The following is a 17,163-nucleotide window of genomic DNA, read 5'->3' on the forward strand; positions in this document are numbered from 1 at the left end:
GCACGCAGCCCGGCTCCCGTTACTTCTTGGGAATCCGCAGCCAGTCGTTCGCGACGAGCTCCCATTTGTTGGTGCCGGAGGCGAGCTTGATCGGCCAGCCCGCGGTGTTGTCGTGGTGCGTCTGGCCGGGACCGAAGACATACGGCGTGCCGACCATCGGATCGGTGATCGGCTTCATCTCGCGCAGCGCCTTGGTCACCGATTCACGCGTGATGTCGCCCTGGATGCCGCGAACGACGTCGAGGAAGTACTTCGCCGCCAGGTAGCCGCCCTGGCTGAACGAGGTCAGCGGGATGTTGTTCTTGGTCATCAGCTCGCGCCAGTCCTTGTTCTGCGGGCTGGTCGCGTCGGTGAACGGGTAGAACTCGGCGGGCACGTACACCCCGGCGCCGGCGTTGGTGATGGCCTTGGCGTAGTTCTCGCTGTAGACGCTGGTGAGCAGCAGCCACGTGACGTCGTTCCAGCCCTGCGCCGCGGCGGCCTTCAGCTGCCCGATGGAATCCGGCTCGACCGGGTTCACCGTGATCGCCTTGCAGCCCGCGTTGCGCGCCTTGACGATGTAGGAGGTGTAGTCGGAACCGCCGTAGGGCACGGTCGCGTCGAGGTACTTGAGCTTCTTGCCGGTGATGGCCGACCACTCGTCGATCGCGGCCTGGTACGACGGCAGCGTGTTGCCCGCGATCTCCAGCAGCGCGCAGATGTCGTTCAGCTTCAGCGTTTCCGAGCCGTAGAGCAGTGTCAGCGTCATGTCGTGGTACGGGCCGACGTTGACCGGGGCGATGTTCGGGCTGGAGAAACAGGCCGGGTCCACGCCGATGCCCTGCATGGACAGGATCTTCTGCTGCTCGTAGTACTTGTTGTTGATCTCGCACTCGATGAGGCTGGACGAGCCGACGAGCGCCACCGCCTCGTCCCGCCCGACGACCTCGCGGGCCGCGGCGGCCGCGGCCGCGGGGTCGCCCTTGTCGTCGAGGGCCTTGTACTGGATCTGCCTGCCGTTCACGCCGCCGCTCGCGTTGGCCGCGTCGAAGACCGCCTTGGCCGCCTGTGAGGCCTCGGGGAAGGTCGCCGCGCCGCTCAGCGCGTTGACCGAACCGACCACGATCGGCCCGCTCGCACCGCTGTCGGATCCGGCGCACCCGGCCGTCGCGAGCAGGACGGCCGAGGCGAGGGCGACGAGGCGCCGCGCGGGTTTCACCGGTTCTCCATGGCTTCGACCACGGGCACCGAGTCGACGATCTGCTCGAACGAGGTCACCTTGCCGCCGTCGAACCGCCACACATGCGCGACGCGGGCGGTGAACGAACGGCCGGTCTCGCGGTGCTTCGCCTGGTAGGTGCCGAGACCGATCACCGTGTCGCCGGCGTCGAGAAGGTCGCCGAGGGTGAAGGTGTAGCCGTCCCAGTCCTTCGCGATGGCGCCGAAGACGTTGTCCCGCACCTCTTCCGGACCGGTGTACGTGCCGGCGTAAGGGAAACCGGCCGCCTCCGTCCAGGTGGTGTCGGGACCGAGCGGGGCCAGCATGCCCGCCAGATCGCCCCGGTCGCTCGCGGCGTAGTGCGCGGCGATGATGTCGAGATTGGACACTGAGGCTCCTTAGACCGGTTGGGCGTCGGGGTAGGCGACGGCACCGAGTGGGTAGATGTGCCCGCCCGCGCGGGAGTGCTCCGACCGGCCGTCGCCGGTCAGGCCGAGGAAGACGCCGGTGGTCTTCAGCGCGTAGCCGAGGTCGTGCAGCCACACACTGGCCACGGCGATGCGGAATTCGCGGAAGCAGAACAGGTAGAGCCCGTCCTGGAACTTCCAGACCGTCGACAGGTCCATGTCTCCGTGGCCGCGCTGCACGCCTTCGAGGCATTGCCAGGCATAGCGTTGCGAAGACACGTACACGTGCTCGTAGAGGTGTTCCGGGCTGTAGCGGTAGACGTTGCGTTTGCCGATCAGGTCGCGCGACGGGCCGGGAACCTCGCCTGACGGCGTTCCCGCGTCGGTCGTGCCGGACCAGAACGTCTGGGAGACACGGGGAACGCCTTCGACATCCTCGGCGCCGATGACCGAGCGCACGGCGAGCGCGCGATGCGTCGTCGTGGAGAAGACGACGGTGAGCGCTTCCCCTTCGACGCTGGTGTGTGGGAGATTGACGAAGAAGACGTCATCCCGGACGGCGACCGCGTCGTACGGATCCTTGACGCCGTTGCAGGTGACGGTTTCAGCGTCTTCGAACCGCAGCGCGAGCGTCTTCCCGTCGTCGAGGGTGACGGTGAGCTCGCGTCCCGACAGGTCCGCGTTCGGCAGGCGGTAGGTGGCTATTCCGGCGGCGAACTCGTCATAGGTACGCCACTGTTCCTCGGGTGCTTCGGGCATGCGGTCATCGTCGAGGCGACCGCCCTGGCAGGGGAAGCCGTCACGCGCTGGGCGGCAACAACCGATCGCTCACGGTCAAGCCGCGTCGCAGTTCGCTCGGCGAGCAGCCGAATTCCGTCTTGAACACGCGGCTGAAATGCGGCGCGTCGACGAAACCCCACTTCGCCGCGATGGCCGCGACGGGCCGCGAAGTGTGCACGGGGTCGAGCAGTTCGCGGCGGCAGTGTTCGAGGCGCCGGGTGCGGATCCAGCCCGAGACGGTGGTGCCCTGCTCGTGGAAGAGGCCGTGCAGATGCCGGGTGGAGATGTAGTGCTCGGCGGCGATCTGTGCCGGTCCCAGGTCGGTGGAGGAGAGGTTGGCGTCGATGTAGGCGAGGACGCGGCGCATCAGTTCGTGATGCGGCCCGGCGCTCGCGCGGGCGAGGTCGAGCTCGCTGGCGAACAGGGTGGCGAGCAGATCGACCGCGGTATGCGCGAGCCGGACGCCCGCCGGCCCGCCGAGCTGGTCGAGGTTGCTGCCGAGCTGCGCGAGGAAGGGCACCACCACGTTGCCCATGCCCCGCTTGCCCGACATCGGCACCGCGGTCAGCTGGCCGACCAGGTCGCGGGGGAGATCGATGAGCCGCTGCGGGAACATCACCACGAGCGTGCGGAAATCCTCTTCGAACGCCAGGGTGTACGGCCGGTGCGTGTCGTACAACGCCACGTCGCCGGGACGCAGCATCGCCTCACGGTTGTCCTGCACCAGCAGACCGGTGCCGGACAGGATCAGGCTCAGCTTGTAGTAGTGCCTGTCCGCCCTGGCGATGAGTTCGGGGGTCCGCTCGACCACATGCGCCGACGCGGTCACCTCGGTCAGCTGCACGTCGTCGGCTCCGCACGAGCGGATGCGGCCGCGGAAGTGGTCGCGGTGCTCGCTCGTCACGTGCAGTGGCACGAAGGATTGTGACACCACCGTGCGGAAATCGGTGAAATCTCGCGCGACCGTGGTGGTGGTCGGGTCGGCGGTGGCGGTGGTCACGGGGGTCACCTCGCAGCATCGGGGGGTGAATTTCATATACGATAAGCGATACGATGCTGCCGGGCAATGATCGCGGCGAGGTCAGTCGGCGAGGCGGAACAGAAGGGTTCCCGGGTCCACGTCGACGGGTACCACCGTGCCCGTTTCGTAGCGGCCGACGTCTTCGGTGAGCACGCGCGCACTGAACGGAGCGACTCCCGGGCCGGTGACGACGAGATCGACGTCGTCGGCGGGCGTGCTCACCTCGCCGACCCAGATCCGCTTGCTGGACACCACTTCGGCGTTCGCGCGGACCCCTTTCCGGTCGAGCCCGCGATGGAGCTCCCTGGCCTTGGCGTTCTGCCAGAGGTGCGAGCCGACGGTGCCGGCGCCGCCGAGGGTGAACACGGCGCCCATGGCGACGACGACCAGGCGGTCGTCGTCGCCGGGATCGAAGCGGGTGCTGATCCAGAGCAGGGCCGGGCCGATCAGGACCAGTACCGTCATGAAGAAGCCCAAGAGGCAGCCGATGACGGTGAAGGCGGGCAGTTCCGGGGCTTCGGTGCCTTCGCGGTCCGTCTTCACCGGCGTGAGGTTACTGTCCTGTTCCGCGTGCCGGTTCGGTAAAAATGCCCGCCATCTCGTGATGAGGGGAAAGGCCGGATCCGGCGCTCGTCAGTTCAGGCGCGGTTGCCGTCCGTGGAGTAACGCGGTGCCGAGCGGGGTGATCGCGTGGATCACCATGTTCTTGTGGCGGCGACTGGTGATCAGGTTGGCGTCGCGGAGCGCGGTGGCGTGGCGGCTGGCGGTGGGCAGCGGTGTGGCGGCCCGGCGGGCGAGTTCGGTGGTGGTGGCGCCGGTGCTGTCGAGAGCGCGCAGGATACGGGTGCGGGTGGTACCGAGCAGGGCGACGATCGGATCGCCGGCGCGTCGGCGATCCGGTTCCACCGGGGTGATGACGTCGGGGGCGAGCGGCACCGAATAGACCAGGACGGGCGGAAGTGCCGGGTCGATGAGCGTGGTGGGGTTGGGGCCGCGGCCGAAGACCACCGGCTGCAGCAGCAGGCCTCTTCCGTCGAGTCGAACGTCGTGGTCGAAGAGATAATCGATGCTCAGCACGGGAAAGCGCCATGTCGCCGCGGGGCTCAGGGTGCTCAGGACGGCGTCGATGCCTTGATCGGCCATGAGTTGGGCGCGGCGGGTGTGATCGTGGTGCACGGTGGTGGCGACCGCGTCCCAGTGCGGGGCGAGGCAGGTGTGGAAGTACTCCCGCAGTGCGTTGGCGACCATGCGCAACGCGGGTGGCCGCCCTTCGGCGAGATCGACGGTCCAGGAAGGGAGTGGCCGTTCCTCCGCCAGGTGCGCGAAGTCGGCCGCCAGCCGGGACCGTGGCGTGCTCAGCAGGGTGTCGATGCCCTCGCACAAGGTGCCCCCGCCAGGCGGGGTCAGGAAGTCGGGGGAGGAGCCTGACGCGGGAACCAGATCCAGCAACGGCCGGGTGGACTGCGTCAGCCGCCGCTTGGCCTGGCTTCTCCAGCCACCCAGCACGACCTCGGTCCGGGGTTTACGCAGTAAATACACACTCATGAGGACCTCCCACAACGGATCCGGGCGTCGCGCTATCCGGATACGGGCCAGGTCCGCGAGTGTGAAATGGATTCGCAACATTCCCTCTTCCTCCCCCCGTCTACGACGCTACTGCGGAAAACATGATCGTTGCCACCGTGGCCGCGTGAAGCCTGCCGGTGATCGATCATGACGCGCCGGAATCGGCCGCTGATCAGCGTGTTTGCGGCAGGATGAAGATGCTTTCCCCTCTTCGGTGGGCCGTCATAGTATTGGCGTCGAATTCGCGAGTGGGGGTAAATCGCCTTACTGGCTGTCTTCTTCCCATGTATTCAATTCGATTGCGAGGGATGATCATGAGAATTCTGGCGGGAGCATTACTGGGATCGGGTTTGATGGTGGCGGGTCTGTTCGGGGCGGCGCCGGTGGCCTCGGCGGCTCCGACGGAGAGCGTGAGCGTGTCCGTGGCGCTGAGCGACTCGGTGCCGTTCGCTTGCCAGAACATCAGCGGCGGTACGTGGTGTTACGGGACCGAATCGGCGGGCAGCGGGCAGAAGAAGTGTTACTCGCACTATCTGCACCCCACCAAGCGCCACAGCGCGACCGCCATTCTCGGCTCCAGGCAGAACAAGAAAACCGCGAATCGCGGGCAATGGGCCAAGGCCGAGGTGATCGGTTCGAGTAGAGACACCTGCAACGCGTACTACAACTCCGACGCGTGATCCGACCTTCGCGGGGTGCCGGACCACCGGGTTCGCCACCCCGCGAAGGCGGGTTCAGATGAGCGCGGCCGGAAGCGTTTCGAAGCCGCGCAGGATCCGGGTCTCCCGCCGTCGGCCGCCACTCAGCAGCCGCAGATCGGGAAAGCGCTCGAAGATCGACCGCAGCCCGATCTCGCCTTCCATCCTCGCCAGCGAAGCACCGAGACAGTAGTGCCGCCCGGCGCCGAACGACACGTGGTCCCGCGCGTTCGCCCGGCCGACATCGAAGGCGGCCGGGTCGTCGAAGATCTCCGGGTCCCGGTTGGCGCCCGCGAGCACGGTGCTGACGATCGCCCCGCGGGCGATGGGGGTCCCGCCGATCTCGGTGTCCCGGGCGGCCAGCCTGCCGGTGAGCAAAACGGGCGGGTCGTAACGGAGGACCTCGTCGACGGCGTTGCTCCACAGGCCCGGATCCGCCCGCAGTTTTGCGAGTTGGTCCGGATGCCGCGTCAGCAGGGCGATTCCGTTGCCGAGAAGGTTGACCGTGGTTTCGAAGCCGGCCGCCAGCACCAGCCCCGCGGTGGCCTTGAGCTCCCGCTCGGTCAGGCCCACGCCGTCCTCGCGCGCGGCGATCAGCTTGCTGAGCAGGTTGTCGCCGGGGTTCGCCCGCAGCTTCTCCAGATGCACGGTGAGCCACGAGTCGAACTCGGCCAGCGTCGCCTCCACCGTCCGGAACGTTCGCCACGGCAGGCCGAGGTCCAGGCTCGGCGCCGCGGCACCGCCCAGTGCGAGCACCTTGTCGCGTTCCTCCGGCGGCACGCCGAGGATCTGGCTGATCACGGTGACCGGCAGGAGCCCGCAGTACTGCTCGATGAGATCGACCGGGCTCGTCGGGTCGAGACCGTCGAGCAGTTCGTCGGTGATCGCCTGCGTGCGTTCCCGCAGCTGCTCCACCGCGCGGGCGGTGAAGACGCGGGTGACCAGCTTCCGGTAGCGCGTGTGATCGGGCGGTTCGCTGGCGAGCAGCGACGGCGGCTCGATCGGATGGATCAGACCGGACGACGACCAGGCGACGAGCCGGTTGAGCAGCGGGTTGTCCGGGACGAACCGCACGGTCTTGAACGCGTCACTGGTCAGGATCTCCTTGCACGCCGCATGCCGGGTGGTGACGTGCCCGACCCGGGTGGTGGCGATGGCGCCGTGCGAGCGGATCTCGTCGAACAGGCCGGTCAGGTCCGCTCCACCACTCGCCTCGACGGACAACCTGCCCTGGAGGTCGCCCCGGCGCGCCGCAGCCCGCAGGGCGACCCGGGGGATGGCATGGCCGATGCTCCAGCGGGTGACCGGTTTGGCGATCGCCTCCGCCTTGTGCCGGAAGGTCAGTGCGAACATCAGGACTCCGTCCGTGCGGCTTCCTTCGAAGGTAGCGGAACGACGTGTCAGTAGCGAGTGGCTCCGATATCTGCGATCCCGCTTCGCGCTCGGTAATGTTCTGCACTTCGGGCGGGCCGGGGAGTGCTTGTGGGCGGCTACGGGTTCGACATCGCGCTGGTCGCGGTGCTGGTGGTGCTCAACGCGGTGTTCGCGGGCAGCGAGATGGCGCTGATCTCGTTGCGCGAAGGGCAGCTGCGGGCGTTGGAACGGGACGGCCGCGCCGCCGCCCGCACCCTGGTGCGGCTGGCGCGCGACCCGAATCGGTTCCTGGCGACGATCCAGATCGGCATCACGCTCGCCGGGTTCCTCGCCTCGGCGACGGCGGCGGTGTCCCTCGCGCAACCCCTGGTGCCGCTGCTGGGTTTCCTCGGCAACGCGGCCGGGGCGGTGGCCGTCGCGCTGGTGACGATGGTCCTCACGTTCCTGACCCTGGTGCTCGGCGAACTGGCGCCGAAGCGGCTGGCGATGCAGAACGCGCTGCGGTGGGCGTTGCTGGTGGCGCGCCCGCTGAACCTCTTGTCGGCGATCTCGCGGCCCGTGGTGTGGGCGCTGAGCGTGTCGACGAACCTCGTCGTACGGGCGCTGGGCGGGCGGCCGGAAGCCGATCCGGACCAGATGTCACCCGAGGAACTCCGGGAACTGGTTTCGGCGCAGCGCGGCCTGAACGCCGAGCAGCGCATGATCATCAACGGTGCCTTGGAGATCCACGAACGACGGCTGCGGGAGGTGCTCGTGCCCCGCCGCGCGGTGCTGACCCTGGCCGCCGAACAGGATCTGCTCTCGGCACGCAGGCAGCTGGCCGAATCCGGCCACTCCCGGGCGCCGGTCGCGCGCGGCGGCCATCTGGACGACGTCGTCGGTGTCGTGCGGTTGCGTGACCTGCTCGACGACCACGCAGACCTGGCCGAAGTCGTCCGGCCGGCGGTGGTGTTCCCCGATTCGCTGCGGGTGTCGGACGCGCTCCGGAGTTTCAAGGCCGAACGGGAGCAGATGGCGCTGGTGGTCGACGAGCACGGCGCCGTCGCGGGCATGGTCACGCTGGAGGATCTGCTGGAGGAGATCGTCGGCGAGATCTACGACGAGACCGACCGTGACGTGCTGGCCGTACGCGACGGCAAGGACGGTTCGCTGGTCCTGCCCGGCACCTTCCCGGTGCACGACCTCGTCGACGTCGGGGTCGAACTGCGCGACGCGCCGCCGGGGGAGTACGCGACCATCGCGGGGCTGATCCTCGTGATCCTCGGGCGGATCCCGGAGAAGCCGGGCGACCGCGTGGTGGTCTCCGGCTGGACGGCCGAGGTGCTCGGCGTCGAGCACCATGCGATCACGCGGGTGGCGCTGCACCGTGGGACGAACCCGGAGTGATGAGTTGCGCCGGACGCGCGGGGTTGGCAGCGTGCCCGGTGTCCCGCCACGAAGGAAGGTGCCCCGATGCCGCAAGACCAGCCGGATTTGAAACCTCGTTCGCGCGACGTGACCGACGGGCTGGAACGCGCGGCGGCCCGCGGGATGCTCCGCGCGGTCGGGATGGGCGACGACGACTTCGCCAAACCGCAGATCGGTGTGGCGTCCTCGTGGAACGAGATCACCCCGTGCAATCTGTCGCTCGACCGGCTGGCCAAGGCGGTCAAGAACGGCGTGCACGCGGCCGGCGGCTATCCGCTGGAGTTCGGCACGATCTCGGTGTCCGACGGTATTTCCATGGGACACGAGGGAATGCACTTCTCCCTGGTGTCCCGCGAGGTGATCGCCGACTCCGTCGAGACGGTGATGATGGCCGAGCGGCTGGACGGCTCCGTGCTGCTGGCCGGCTGCGACAAGTCCCTGCCGGGCATGCTCATGGCCGCGGCCAGGCTCGATCTCGCCTCCGTCTTCCTTTACGCCGGCTCGATCATGCCCGGTCAGGTCGACGGCCAGGACGTCACCATCATCGACGCGTTCGAAGCGGTGGGCGCCTGTCTGGCCGGCAAGATCAGCCGCGCCGAAGTGGACAAGATCGAACGCGCGATCTGCCCCGGCGAAGGGGCCTGCGGCGGCATGTACACCGCCAACACGATGGCGTCGGTCGCCGAAGCGCTCGGCATGTCGCTGCCCGGATCGGCCGCCCCGCCCGCCGTCGACCGGCGTCGTGACGGGTTCGCGCACCGGTCGGGGGAGGCCGTGGTCGGCATGCTCCGCCAGGGCATCACCGCGCGGCAGATCATGACCATGGAGGCGTTCGAGAACGCCATCGCCGTCGTGATGGCGCTGGGCGGTTCGACCAACGCCGTCCTCCACCTGCTCGCAATCGCGCGCGAGGCGGAGGTCGATCTGCGCATCGACGACTTCAACCGGATCGGCGACAAGGTCCCGCACCTCGGCGATCTCAAGCCGTTCGGGAAGTACGTGATGAACGACGTCGACAAGGTCGGCGGCATCCCCGTGGTGATGAAGGCGCTGCTCGACGCCGGGCTCATGCACGGCGACGTGCTCACCGTGACCGGGAAGACGATGGCCGAGAACCTCGAAGGCATCGCCCCGGCCGGGGTCGACGGCGAGATCATCCGCCCGCTCGACCGGCCGATCCACAAGACCGGCGGGCTGACCATCCTCAAGGGCTCGCTGGCGCCCGAAGGCGCGGTCGTGAAGTCGGCGGGCTTCGACGAATCGACCTTCACCGGTACCGCACGGGTCTTCGACGGCGAGCGGGCCGCTCTCGACGCGCTCGCCGAGGGCCGGATCGTCGCCGGCGACGTCGTCGTCATCCGTTACGAAGGCCCCAAGGGCGGGCCGGGGATGCGGGAGATGCTCGCCATCACCGGCGCGATCAAGGGCGCCGGACTCGGCAAGGACGTCCTGCTCATCACCGACGGCCGGTTCAGCGGCGGCACGACCGGCCTCTGCGTCGGCCACATCGCCCCGGAAGCCGTCGACGCCGGGCCGATCGCCTTCGTGCGCGACGGTGACCCGATCACCCTCGACGTCGCGAACCGGACGCTGGAAGTCGGGATCGACGACATCGAGGCACGCAAGGAGGGCTGGACGCCCAAGCCGCCCGCGTACACGCGCGGGGTGCTCGGGAAGTACGCCAAGGTCGTGCGAAGCGCCGCGCATGGAGCCGTGTGCGAGTAGGGCGGCTGAAGTACATGAAGGCCCCCTTCCTGTACCCAGGCGCCAGGGTCCCGGCTAAGCGGCCTATTCGCTGGTCAAGTGGGCAACGGAGGCACTCGTCACGCTGGCCTGACTCCGTCTCGACTGTCCACAAGGGGACCCTTCCGGGGTGATCGTGCCCGATTTAGGCGTTCCGCAAAGGGGTCGTGAGTGGCAAAGAGGGTTAGAACGACCTTTACCACTCACGACCCCTCGGCATAATCACCCATTTCGCCATGAATAGGACATTCGGTCGCCGAGAAGTGACCAGTGGACGGTTGGAGTCTGGTCGACTCCCGTCGACCAGGGCAATCAAGCGCTTGACCTGCGCTTATGCGACTTTGCCGGGACCCTGCCTTCAGAGTAGGGAAGGGGGCCTTCATGTACTTGGAGGCCCCCACGAACGGGTGATGCGTAGGCCGGACAGCCCCGAGTACGTAATTCACCCGATGTGCCCCGCTACTCCGGAGTAGCAGACTCGGCGGCCCGACGATTCCCGCTGCTCCGGAGGTCGACGATGACCGCGTCCTACGCCCCAGCCCGCTCCGCCGCCCTCGTGATCGCCCGCGTGGTCGTCGACGGGATCCGGCATTCGCTGCCCGAGCACGCGCCGCTGTTCGACGCGCGTGCCACCGAGTTCGTCGCCTCGGTACTCGAGCGCGACGGGATGAACGTGGGCATCGCGGCGGGTGCGGACGCCTTCCGCCAGGTCGGCGTCGCCGAGTACGCGGCGGGCAAGGAGCTGGACCGGCTCTCCCGGGCCTACCACTCGGCCGGCCGCGGCGCCCTTCCCGCGCTGGCGTCGCTGTCGCGGCAGCCCGGCGCCGGGTCCGCCCTGATGGACACCGGGGTGGAGGCCCTGCTCCGCTGCTCCGACGTCCTGATCCGGCTGTCCACCGCGGCCTACCGCGCCGCCCACACGCCCTCGGTCGCCGAGCTGCGCCGTGACCTGCTGAAAGAGATCTTGAGCGGCCGTCCGCCCGCGAAATGGGCGGGACTCGCGGCGGAAGCGGGCTGGGTGCCGCCCGCGCGGGTGGTGGCCGTCGCCGCCGAGCCCGGTGCCGTCCGCGCCTCGTTCGGCCCGGAGGTGCTGGCCGACCTCGCCGGTGAATACCCGCATCTGCTCGTGCCCGACGACGTCGAGATCGGCGGTGTCCTGGCGGGGACTCGGGCGGCGGTCGGGCCCGCGGTGGCACCCGCCGACGCCGCGGTGTCCCTGCGCTGGGCGCGCCGGACGCTGGAACTGGTCCGCCGCGAGGTGATCGAGGACGGCCCGCTCGTGCGCTGGTCGGATCACCTGACCACGCACTGGCTGTTCGCCGACGAGGTGCTCACCACCGCGCTGGTGAACCGCAGTCTCGCGCCGATCGCCGACCTGCCCGCCAACGAGCGGACCAAACTCGCCGAAACCCTCGACGCCATGCTCTCCGCCCGCGGCGGGGCACCCGAGATCGCGAACAACCTCGGCGTCCACCCGCAGACGGTCCGGAACCGCATGCGGCGGCTGCGAGTCCTGTTCGGCGCCCGGCTCGACGACCCGCAGTCCCGCCTGGACCTGCGGATCGCCCTGCGCGCGGAGCTGCTCACGGTCGAACCGGCCCGGCAGGCCCCGATGAAGGTGGCGTGAGCGTCAGGCGGGATCCGCGGACCGGGTCACCCAGGTGGCGACCTGGACGCGGTTCGAGTAGCCGAGCTTGGTGAGGATGTGGTCGATATGGGTGTCCACCGTGCGCCGGGCGATGCCGAGCCGGTCGGCGATCTCCTGGTTCGTCAGGCCCTCGGCGATCACGTGCGCGATCTCGGTCTCGCGTTTGGTGAGCACCTGCGCGGTCTGCTTCCGCGTGCCGGGGGTGCGTTCCTCGAGGGCGTACGCGATGGCGTCGCGGGTGGGCATCGCGGCGCCGTCGGCGAATTCCTTGACCGCGACCTCCCAGCCCAGCGCGGTCGTGACGGTGTCGGTGTCGGCGAGCAGCGGTTCGGTGAACGCCTCGTACCGGGTCGGCCAGGCGCCGACCGTGCGCCAGACGTTCATCGCGGCACCCTGCAGGATCGCCGCCCGGTTGGGGCGTTTGGTCCGGGCCGCGCAGCCCGCCATCACGGTGAGCGTGAACCCGACGACGACGCGGTCGTCCACCCGCTCGTGCAGGCGAAGGACCTGCTCGCAGCAGCGCTCGGCGACGGCGAGATCACCTTGCAGGTATTCGGCGGCGGCGCGGGACCACAGTGCCCAGCCGCGCCAGAAGACCTCACCGCGCCGCTCGCAGCGCTCGACGGCTTCCGCGAGCACCTTCCGGCCACTGTCCATGTCGCCGTTCAGCCAGACGGCGAGCCCGTGGTTGTAACTCGCCCAGAGGTCGCCGCCCTCGTCGCCGTGGGCGCGGAACAGGTCGATGGCCGTGCCGAACAGGCGTGACGCTTCGGCCATGTCGTCGCCGATCAGCGCGGCGTAGGCGCGGACGTGGAGCACGTACGCGGCGGCGAGTTCGTCGCCGCTCGCCTCGGCTTCGGCGGCCGCCCTCTCCACCATGCACCGGTGGGCGGACATGTCTCCCTGCACCACCGCCAGGAATCCCGAGAGCCAGAGCCCGTGCGCCCGCTCGGGGACACCCGGCGCCGCGGCCTCGTCGAGGCGGCGGACCCACATCCGGCCTTCGGTGTTCAGCCCGCGGACGATCCAGAACTCCTTGACGTCGCGCAACATCCGCAGCCCGACGACCGCGTCCTCGGGCGTGCCGGTGCAGTAGTCGAGGGCGACGCGCAGGTTCGCGTGTTCGCTCCGCAGCCGTCCGATCCAGCCGAGCTGATCGGTCTCCAGCCATTCCGTGGCGTACCGGCCGGCGAGTTCGGCGAACCAGTCCCGGTGCCGTTTCCGGAACTCCGCCGTCCCGCCCGCCTCGCTGAGCCTGTCGACGCCGTACTCGCGCACCGATTCCAGCATGCGATACCGCACGCCGCCGGGATACTCCTCGCGCAGCAGGATGGACTTGTCGAGCAGCCCGTCGACGACTTCGAGGACCTGTTCGCGCGGCAGTTCGCCACCGCAGCAGACCTGCTCGGCGGCGTCGAGGTCGAAGCTGCCGGAGAACACCGACGCGCGTGCCCACAGCAGCCGTTCGGGCGCGGTGCACAGGTCGTGGCTCCAGTCGATCAGGGCCCGCATGGTCTCGTGCCGCTCCGGCCGCCCCCGCCGGTCCTTCGTGAGCACCGAGAACTGCCGGTCGAGGCGGTCGGCCAGCTGCCGGACGGACAGCGCCCGCGCGCGCACGGCGGCCAGTTCGATGGCCAGCGGCAGCCCGTCGAGCCTGCGGCACAGCCGGATCAGCGGTTCGACGTCCTCCTCGGTGAGCTGGAACGACGGCGCGACGGCGGTCGCGCGATCGACGAACAGGCGCACGGAATCGTCGTTCATCACGCGTTCGAAGGAGTCGCCCTGTTCCGGGATCGCCAACGGGGGCACCGGCAGGACACGCTCGCCCGCCACGCCGAGCGACTGCCTGCTCGTGGCCAGCACGGTCACCTGGGGACAGGCCCTGACCACGGTGTCGGCGAACCAGGCGCAGCTGTCGACCAGATGCTCGCAGTTGTCGAGCACGAGCAGCAGACGGCTCGCCTGCAGGGCTTCGACGACGACGTCGATGGCCGGTTTCGCCGAGCGGTCGCCGAAGCCGAGCACGTTCGCCACCGTCGGCACCAGCAACGCGGGTTCCCGCAGCTCGGCCAGCGACACGAACGCGACCTCGTCGGCCGTGGCCTCCCGATGGGCCGCCGCGATCCGCCAGGCGAGCCTGGTCTTTCCCACCCCGCCCGGCCCCGTGAGCGTGACCAGTGACGAGGCCTCCAGCAGGCGCCTCGCCTCGCCGGTCTCGGCGTCCCGGCCGACGTAGCTGGTCACTTCGGTGGGATCGGCCGACCACCCCGCAAGCGAGCCAACTCCGTCCGCCATGCACTCTCCCGCGATCGACCAGCCCCGCGTTTTCCGTCCGATGTAGACGGAAAACGCCCGGCTGCGGATACTAGCGGACCGGCGCCGGCCTAGCGGGCCACTCGCTTGGCGCGGTCGTGCGCCCAGCCCGCCAGCACCGTCCCGGTGGCCGCGAGCAGCAGGAACACGATCAACCTGCCGCCCCACTCACCGGGTACCCAGTCGAACGCGCCCCACAACTGGGTCGCGGAACGATCGAAGAGGCTGCGGATGGCGGCCTGCGCGAAGACGGCGACGGCCACCATCCCGAAGATCTGCAGCCCCAGATAGCCGCCCTTGGGCATGCTTCCTACCTCCTGCTCCACGGTCGGGCCCAGCGTCGCCCGCGCGGAGCCCGGCGCACATCGGCAGCGCGTCGCACCTCGTGTTCGACCAAAGTCGATGCCCGTCGCGACCGAGGTCGGGGCCGGGATCGTCCCGTATCCGGCTGCGCCGCCGCGGGCCGGTCGACCATGATGGGCCGGTGATCGCCGACGTCCAGCCACCCGTCCGTCCGTGGGGACAGGCCTGGCGCCTGCTCGCCGCGGCGGCACTGGGCGTGCTGCTGTGGATCATCACAGCGTCGCAACTGCCGGTGGGTGCGTCGGGACCGAGGGTCGAGTGGATGATCACCGGCGATCCGCTGATCGCGCTCGCCTGCCTGGTCGCCCTGCTGTGGCGCCGCCGCTTCCCGGTCGTGATCACCATCGCGGTCATCCTCGCCTCGACGGCGTCGGTGCTGGCAGGCGGCGCGTCGCTGCTGGCGCTCTGTTCGCTGGCCACCCGGCGGCGACCGGCCGAAACGGCGGTCGCGGCGGTGCTTTCCGTGGTCACGGCGATCCTGATCGTCGATCTGTACCCGATGCGCGAGACGCCGGGACCGCTGTGGCTGATGATCTGCCTCCCCACCTTGCTGGTGGGCATCGTGGTGGCCGTGGGCGCCGCGATCGGGGCGCGCCGGGAAGAGGTGCGCTCCCTGCGGGAACGGGTCGAAAGCGTGGAACGGGAGCAGGCCGCGCGGGCGGCCGAGGCCCGGATCTTGGAGCGCCACCGGATCGCGCGCGAGATGCACGACGTCCTCGCGCACCGGGTCTCGCTGGTCGCGATGCAGGCCGGGGTGCTGGGGCATCGCCCGGATCTGCCCGCCGACCAGGTCGCGGAGCTGGCGCGTGGCATCGCCGACGGCTCCCACCAGGCGTTGGAGGAACTGCGGGACGTCCTCGGCGTGCTGCGGGCGGACCCGGACGAGCTGGAACCGCCGCAACCCTCGTTCGCCGACCTGTCCGCGCTCGTCGCGGACGCGCGGGCGCTGGGACTGGACGTCACGATGAAGATCACGACCGAGGGCGAGCCGCCCGACGCGATCGCGAGGACCGTCTACCGGATCGTGCAGGAAGGGCTGACCAACGCGGGCAAGCATGCGCGCGGCGCCGACGTGGTCGTCACCGTCGAAGGAAAGCCGGGCGACGGGCTGCGCGCGACCATCCGGGATTCCGGTGCGGCGCGGGCGATCGCGGGCCCGCCGGCGTCGGGTTTCGGTCTGCTGGGCCTCTCCGAGCGGGTCGAACTCGCCGGCGGCGAACTGGACCACCACGCGGAACCCGGCGGCGGATTCGTGCTCGCCGCGCGTCTGCCGTGGCCGGTCCGCGAAGGGAGCGAGTGAATGGACGGCGAGCGGGTGCGGGTCGTGCTGGTCGACGACGAGCATCTGGTGCGGATGGCGCTGCGGCTCATCGTCGACGGCGAGCCCGACCTCGTCGTGGTCGGTGAAGCCGCCGACGGCGACGCCGCGGTCGGCGTGGTGGGGGAGCAGCGGCCCGACGTCGTCCTGATGGACGTCCGGATGCCCGGACGCGACGGGCTGAGCGCGACCGAGGAGATCCTCGGCCTCCCGCACCCGCCCCGGGTGCTGGTGCTCACCACGTTCGACTCGGACGAGATGGTGCTGGGCGCGCTGCGTGTCGGCGCGCTCGGATTCCTGCTCAAGGACACCCCGCCGCCGCGGATCCTCGCGGCGATCCGCACGGTGGCGACCGGCGAACCCGCGCTCTCGCCCGCCGCCACGGCCCGGCTGATCACCGCGGCCACCGGGCCGCATTCGTCCGACGCGCGCCGGGCGTCGCGGGAAACCGCCCGCGGGCTGCTGGCCACGCTGACCGACCGGGAACGCGAGACGGCGGGCGCCATCGCCGAGGGGCTTTCCAACACCGACGTCGCGCGCAAGCTGGACATCACCGTCGCGACGGTGAAGGCGCACACGAGCAGCATGCTCGCCAAGCTCGGCGTCGAGAACAGGGTCCAGATCGCCTTGCTGGTCCGCGACGCCGAAGATTGAGAAACTTTTTTCCGGCGCGGTGTCGATTCCGTCGTTCCCCGGTCGACGCAGTGTCGAAAGCAGTTCGGAACCATCAAGGAGAAACCAGATGCGCACCCTGATCGCCACCGCGTTCGTCTCGCTCGACGGCGTCGTCGAAGGGCCCGGCGGAGAGCCGGGCTACCGCAACTCCGGCTGGACCTTCAACGGCATCGAGTTCGACGAAGCGGCCTACGAGCTCAAGGGGCGTGAGCAGGGCGAAGCCACGGCGATGATGATGGGCCGGGTCAGCTACCAGGCGTTTTCGCCGGTGTGGCCCGGTATGACCGAGGAGTTCGCCGAGTACAACGCGATGCCGAAGTACGTCGTGTCGACCACGCTGCGGGACGAGGACCTCGTCGACAACTGGGGCGAGACCACGATCCTGCGCTCGCTCGACGACGTCGCGAAGCTCAAGGAGACCGAGGGCGGGCCGATCATCCTCCACGGCAGCGCGGAACTGGACCGGAACCTCGCCGACGCCGGCCTGATCGACCGCTACCACCTGCTGGTGTTCCCGGTCCTGCTCGGCGCGGGGAAGAGGCTGTTCAGCGACACCGACAAGGACAAGCAGAGCCTCAAGCTCGTCGAGAGCGAGGCCTACGGCAACGGCATCCAGAAGCTGGTCTACGACGTCATCCGATGATCGGACCCC

16 protein-coding genes are annotated in these 17,163 nt (G+C 69.5%); 7 read left to right on the top strand and 9 right to left on the bottom strand.

Features of this window, described 5'->3' with window-relative positions:
• Window positions 1-19: 19 nt before the first annotated feature.
• The 6 genes from AORI_RS58920 to AORI_RS58945 form a co-directional block, all read right to left on the bottom strand.
• Window positions 20-1,198 carry an ABC transporter substrate-binding protein gene (locus AORI_RS58920; RefSeq protein WP_016333941.1) on the bottom strand — a complete coding sequence of 393 codons (1,179 nt, stop codon included), beginning with the start codon at window positions 1,196-1,198 and terminating at the stop codon, window positions 20-22.
• Window positions 1,195-1,587 carry a nuclear transport factor 2 family protein gene (locus AORI_RS58925; RefSeq protein ID WP_016333942.1) on the bottom strand — a complete coding sequence of 131 codons (393 nt, stop codon included), beginning with the start codon at window positions 1,585-1,587 and terminating at the stop codon, window positions 1,195-1,197. The genes AORI_RS58920 and AORI_RS58925 overlap by 4 nt, the downstream gene beginning before the upstream one ends.
• A gap of 9 nt (window positions 1,588-1,596) precedes the next feature.
• Complete coding sequence (locus AORI_RS58930) at window positions 1,597-2,364, bottom strand: MoaF C-terminal domain-containing protein (RefSeq protein ID WP_016333943.1); 768 nt, start codon at window positions 2,362-2,364, stop codon at window positions 1,597-1,599.
• A 40-nt stretch (window positions 2,365-2,404) separates the two neighbouring features.
• Entirely contained in the window at window positions 2,405-3,385 is a 981-nt protein-coding gene (locus AORI_RS58935) for an AraC-like ligand-binding domain-containing protein (RefSeq protein ID WP_016333944.1), read from the bottom strand.
• 81 nt (window positions 3,386-3,466) lie between these two features.
• A complete protein-coding gene (locus AORI_RS58940; protein WP_016333945.1) occupies window positions 3,467-3,949 on the bottom strand; it encodes a hypothetical protein in 483 nt (160 codons plus the stop codon).
• Window positions 3,950-4,039: 90 nt separating this feature from the next.
• Entirely contained in the window at window positions 4,040-4,951 is a 912-nt protein-coding gene (locus AORI_RS58945; RefSeq protein WP_158509131.1) for an ArsR/SmtB family transcription factor, read from the bottom strand.
• A gap of 335 nt (window positions 4,952-5,286) precedes the next feature.
• Here AORI_RS58945 and AORI_RS83380 point away from each other — a divergent pair, with 335 nt between their 5' ends.
• Complete coding sequence (locus AORI_RS83380; RefSeq protein ID WP_228688373.1) at window positions 5,287-5,652, top strand: lactococcin 972 family bacteriocin; 366 nt, start codon at window positions 5,287-5,289, stop codon at window positions 5,650-5,652.
• A 54-nt stretch (window positions 5,653-5,706) separates the two neighbouring features.
• Here AORI_RS83380 and AORI_RS58955 read toward each other — a convergent pair whose 3' ends face one another.
• Window positions 5,707-7,023, bottom strand: coding sequence for a cytochrome P450 (locus AORI_RS58955; RefSeq protein WP_016333948.1), 1,317 nt, complete (start codon window positions 7,021-7,023; stop codon window positions 5,707-5,709).
• Between the two features lie 129 nt (window positions 7,024-7,152).
• On the opposite strand from AORI_RS58955, the gene AORI_RS58960 reads away from it, so the two are divergent.
• From AORI_RS58960 to AORI_RS58970, 3 genes are all read left to right on the top strand, one after another.
• Complete coding sequence (locus tag AORI_RS58960) at window positions 7,153-8,430, top strand: hemolysin family protein (RefSeq protein ID WP_016333949.1); 1,278 nt, start codon at window positions 7,153-7,155, stop codon at window positions 8,428-8,430.
• A gap of 66 nt (window positions 8,431-8,496) precedes the next feature.
• Window positions 8,497-10,176 carry a dihydroxy-acid dehydratase gene (gene ilvD, locus AORI_RS58965; protein WP_016333950.1) on the top strand — a complete coding sequence of 560 codons (1,680 nt, stop codon included), beginning with the start codon at window positions 8,497-8,499 and terminating at the stop codon, window positions 10,174-10,176.
• Between the two features lie 535 nt (window positions 10,177-10,711).
• Entirely contained in the window at window positions 10,712-11,821 is a 1,110-nt protein-coding gene (locus AORI_RS58970) for a helix-turn-helix domain-containing protein (RefSeq protein WP_016333951.1), read from the top strand.
• A 3-nt stretch (window positions 11,822-11,824) separates the two neighbouring features.
• Here AORI_RS58970 and AORI_RS58975 read toward each other — a convergent pair whose 3' ends face one another.
• Window positions 11,825-14,137 carry a LuxR C-terminal-related transcriptional regulator gene (locus tag AORI_RS58975; protein WP_043848095.1) on the bottom strand — a complete coding sequence of 771 codons (2,313 nt, stop codon included), beginning with the start codon at window positions 14,135-14,137 and terminating at the stop codon, window positions 11,825-11,827.
• A gap of 89 nt (window positions 14,138-14,226) precedes the next feature.
• The gene (locus AORI_RS58980; RefSeq protein WP_016333953.1) at window positions 14,227-14,460 is read right to left on the bottom strand and encodes a hypothetical protein; all 234 of its coding nucleotides are present in this window, start codon (window positions 14,458-14,460) and stop codon (window positions 14,227-14,229) included.
• Between the two features lie 179 nt (window positions 14,461-14,639).
• Between AORI_RS58980 and AORI_RS58985 the strand changes: the two genes are divergently transcribed.
• The 3 genes from AORI_RS58985 to AORI_RS58995 all read left to right on the top strand — a co-directional run bounded on the left by AORI_RS58985 (window position 14,640) and on the right by AORI_RS58995 (window position 17,154).
• Window positions 14,640-15,818 carry a sensor histidine kinase gene (locus tag AORI_RS58985; RefSeq protein WP_016333954.1) on the top strand — a complete coding sequence of 393 codons (1,179 nt, stop codon included), beginning with the start codon at window positions 14,640-14,642 and terminating at the stop codon, window positions 15,816-15,818.
• A complete protein-coding gene (locus tag AORI_RS58990; protein ID WP_016333955.1) occupies window positions 15,819-16,490 on the top strand; it encodes a response regulator in 672 nt (223 codons plus the stop codon). It abuts the gene before it with no gap.
• A gap of 88 nt (window positions 16,491-16,578) precedes the next feature.
• A complete protein-coding gene (locus AORI_RS58995; RefSeq protein WP_016333956.1) occupies window positions 16,579-17,154 on the top strand; it encodes a dihydrofolate reductase family protein in 576 nt (191 codons plus the stop codon).
• Window positions 17,155-17,163: the final 9 nt, after the last annotated feature.

Source organism: Amycolatopsis keratiniphila (genome assembly GCF_000400635.2).
Lineage (GTDB): Bacteria > Actinomycetota > Actinomycetes > Mycobacteriales > Pseudonocardiaceae > Amycolatopsis > Amycolatopsis keratiniphila.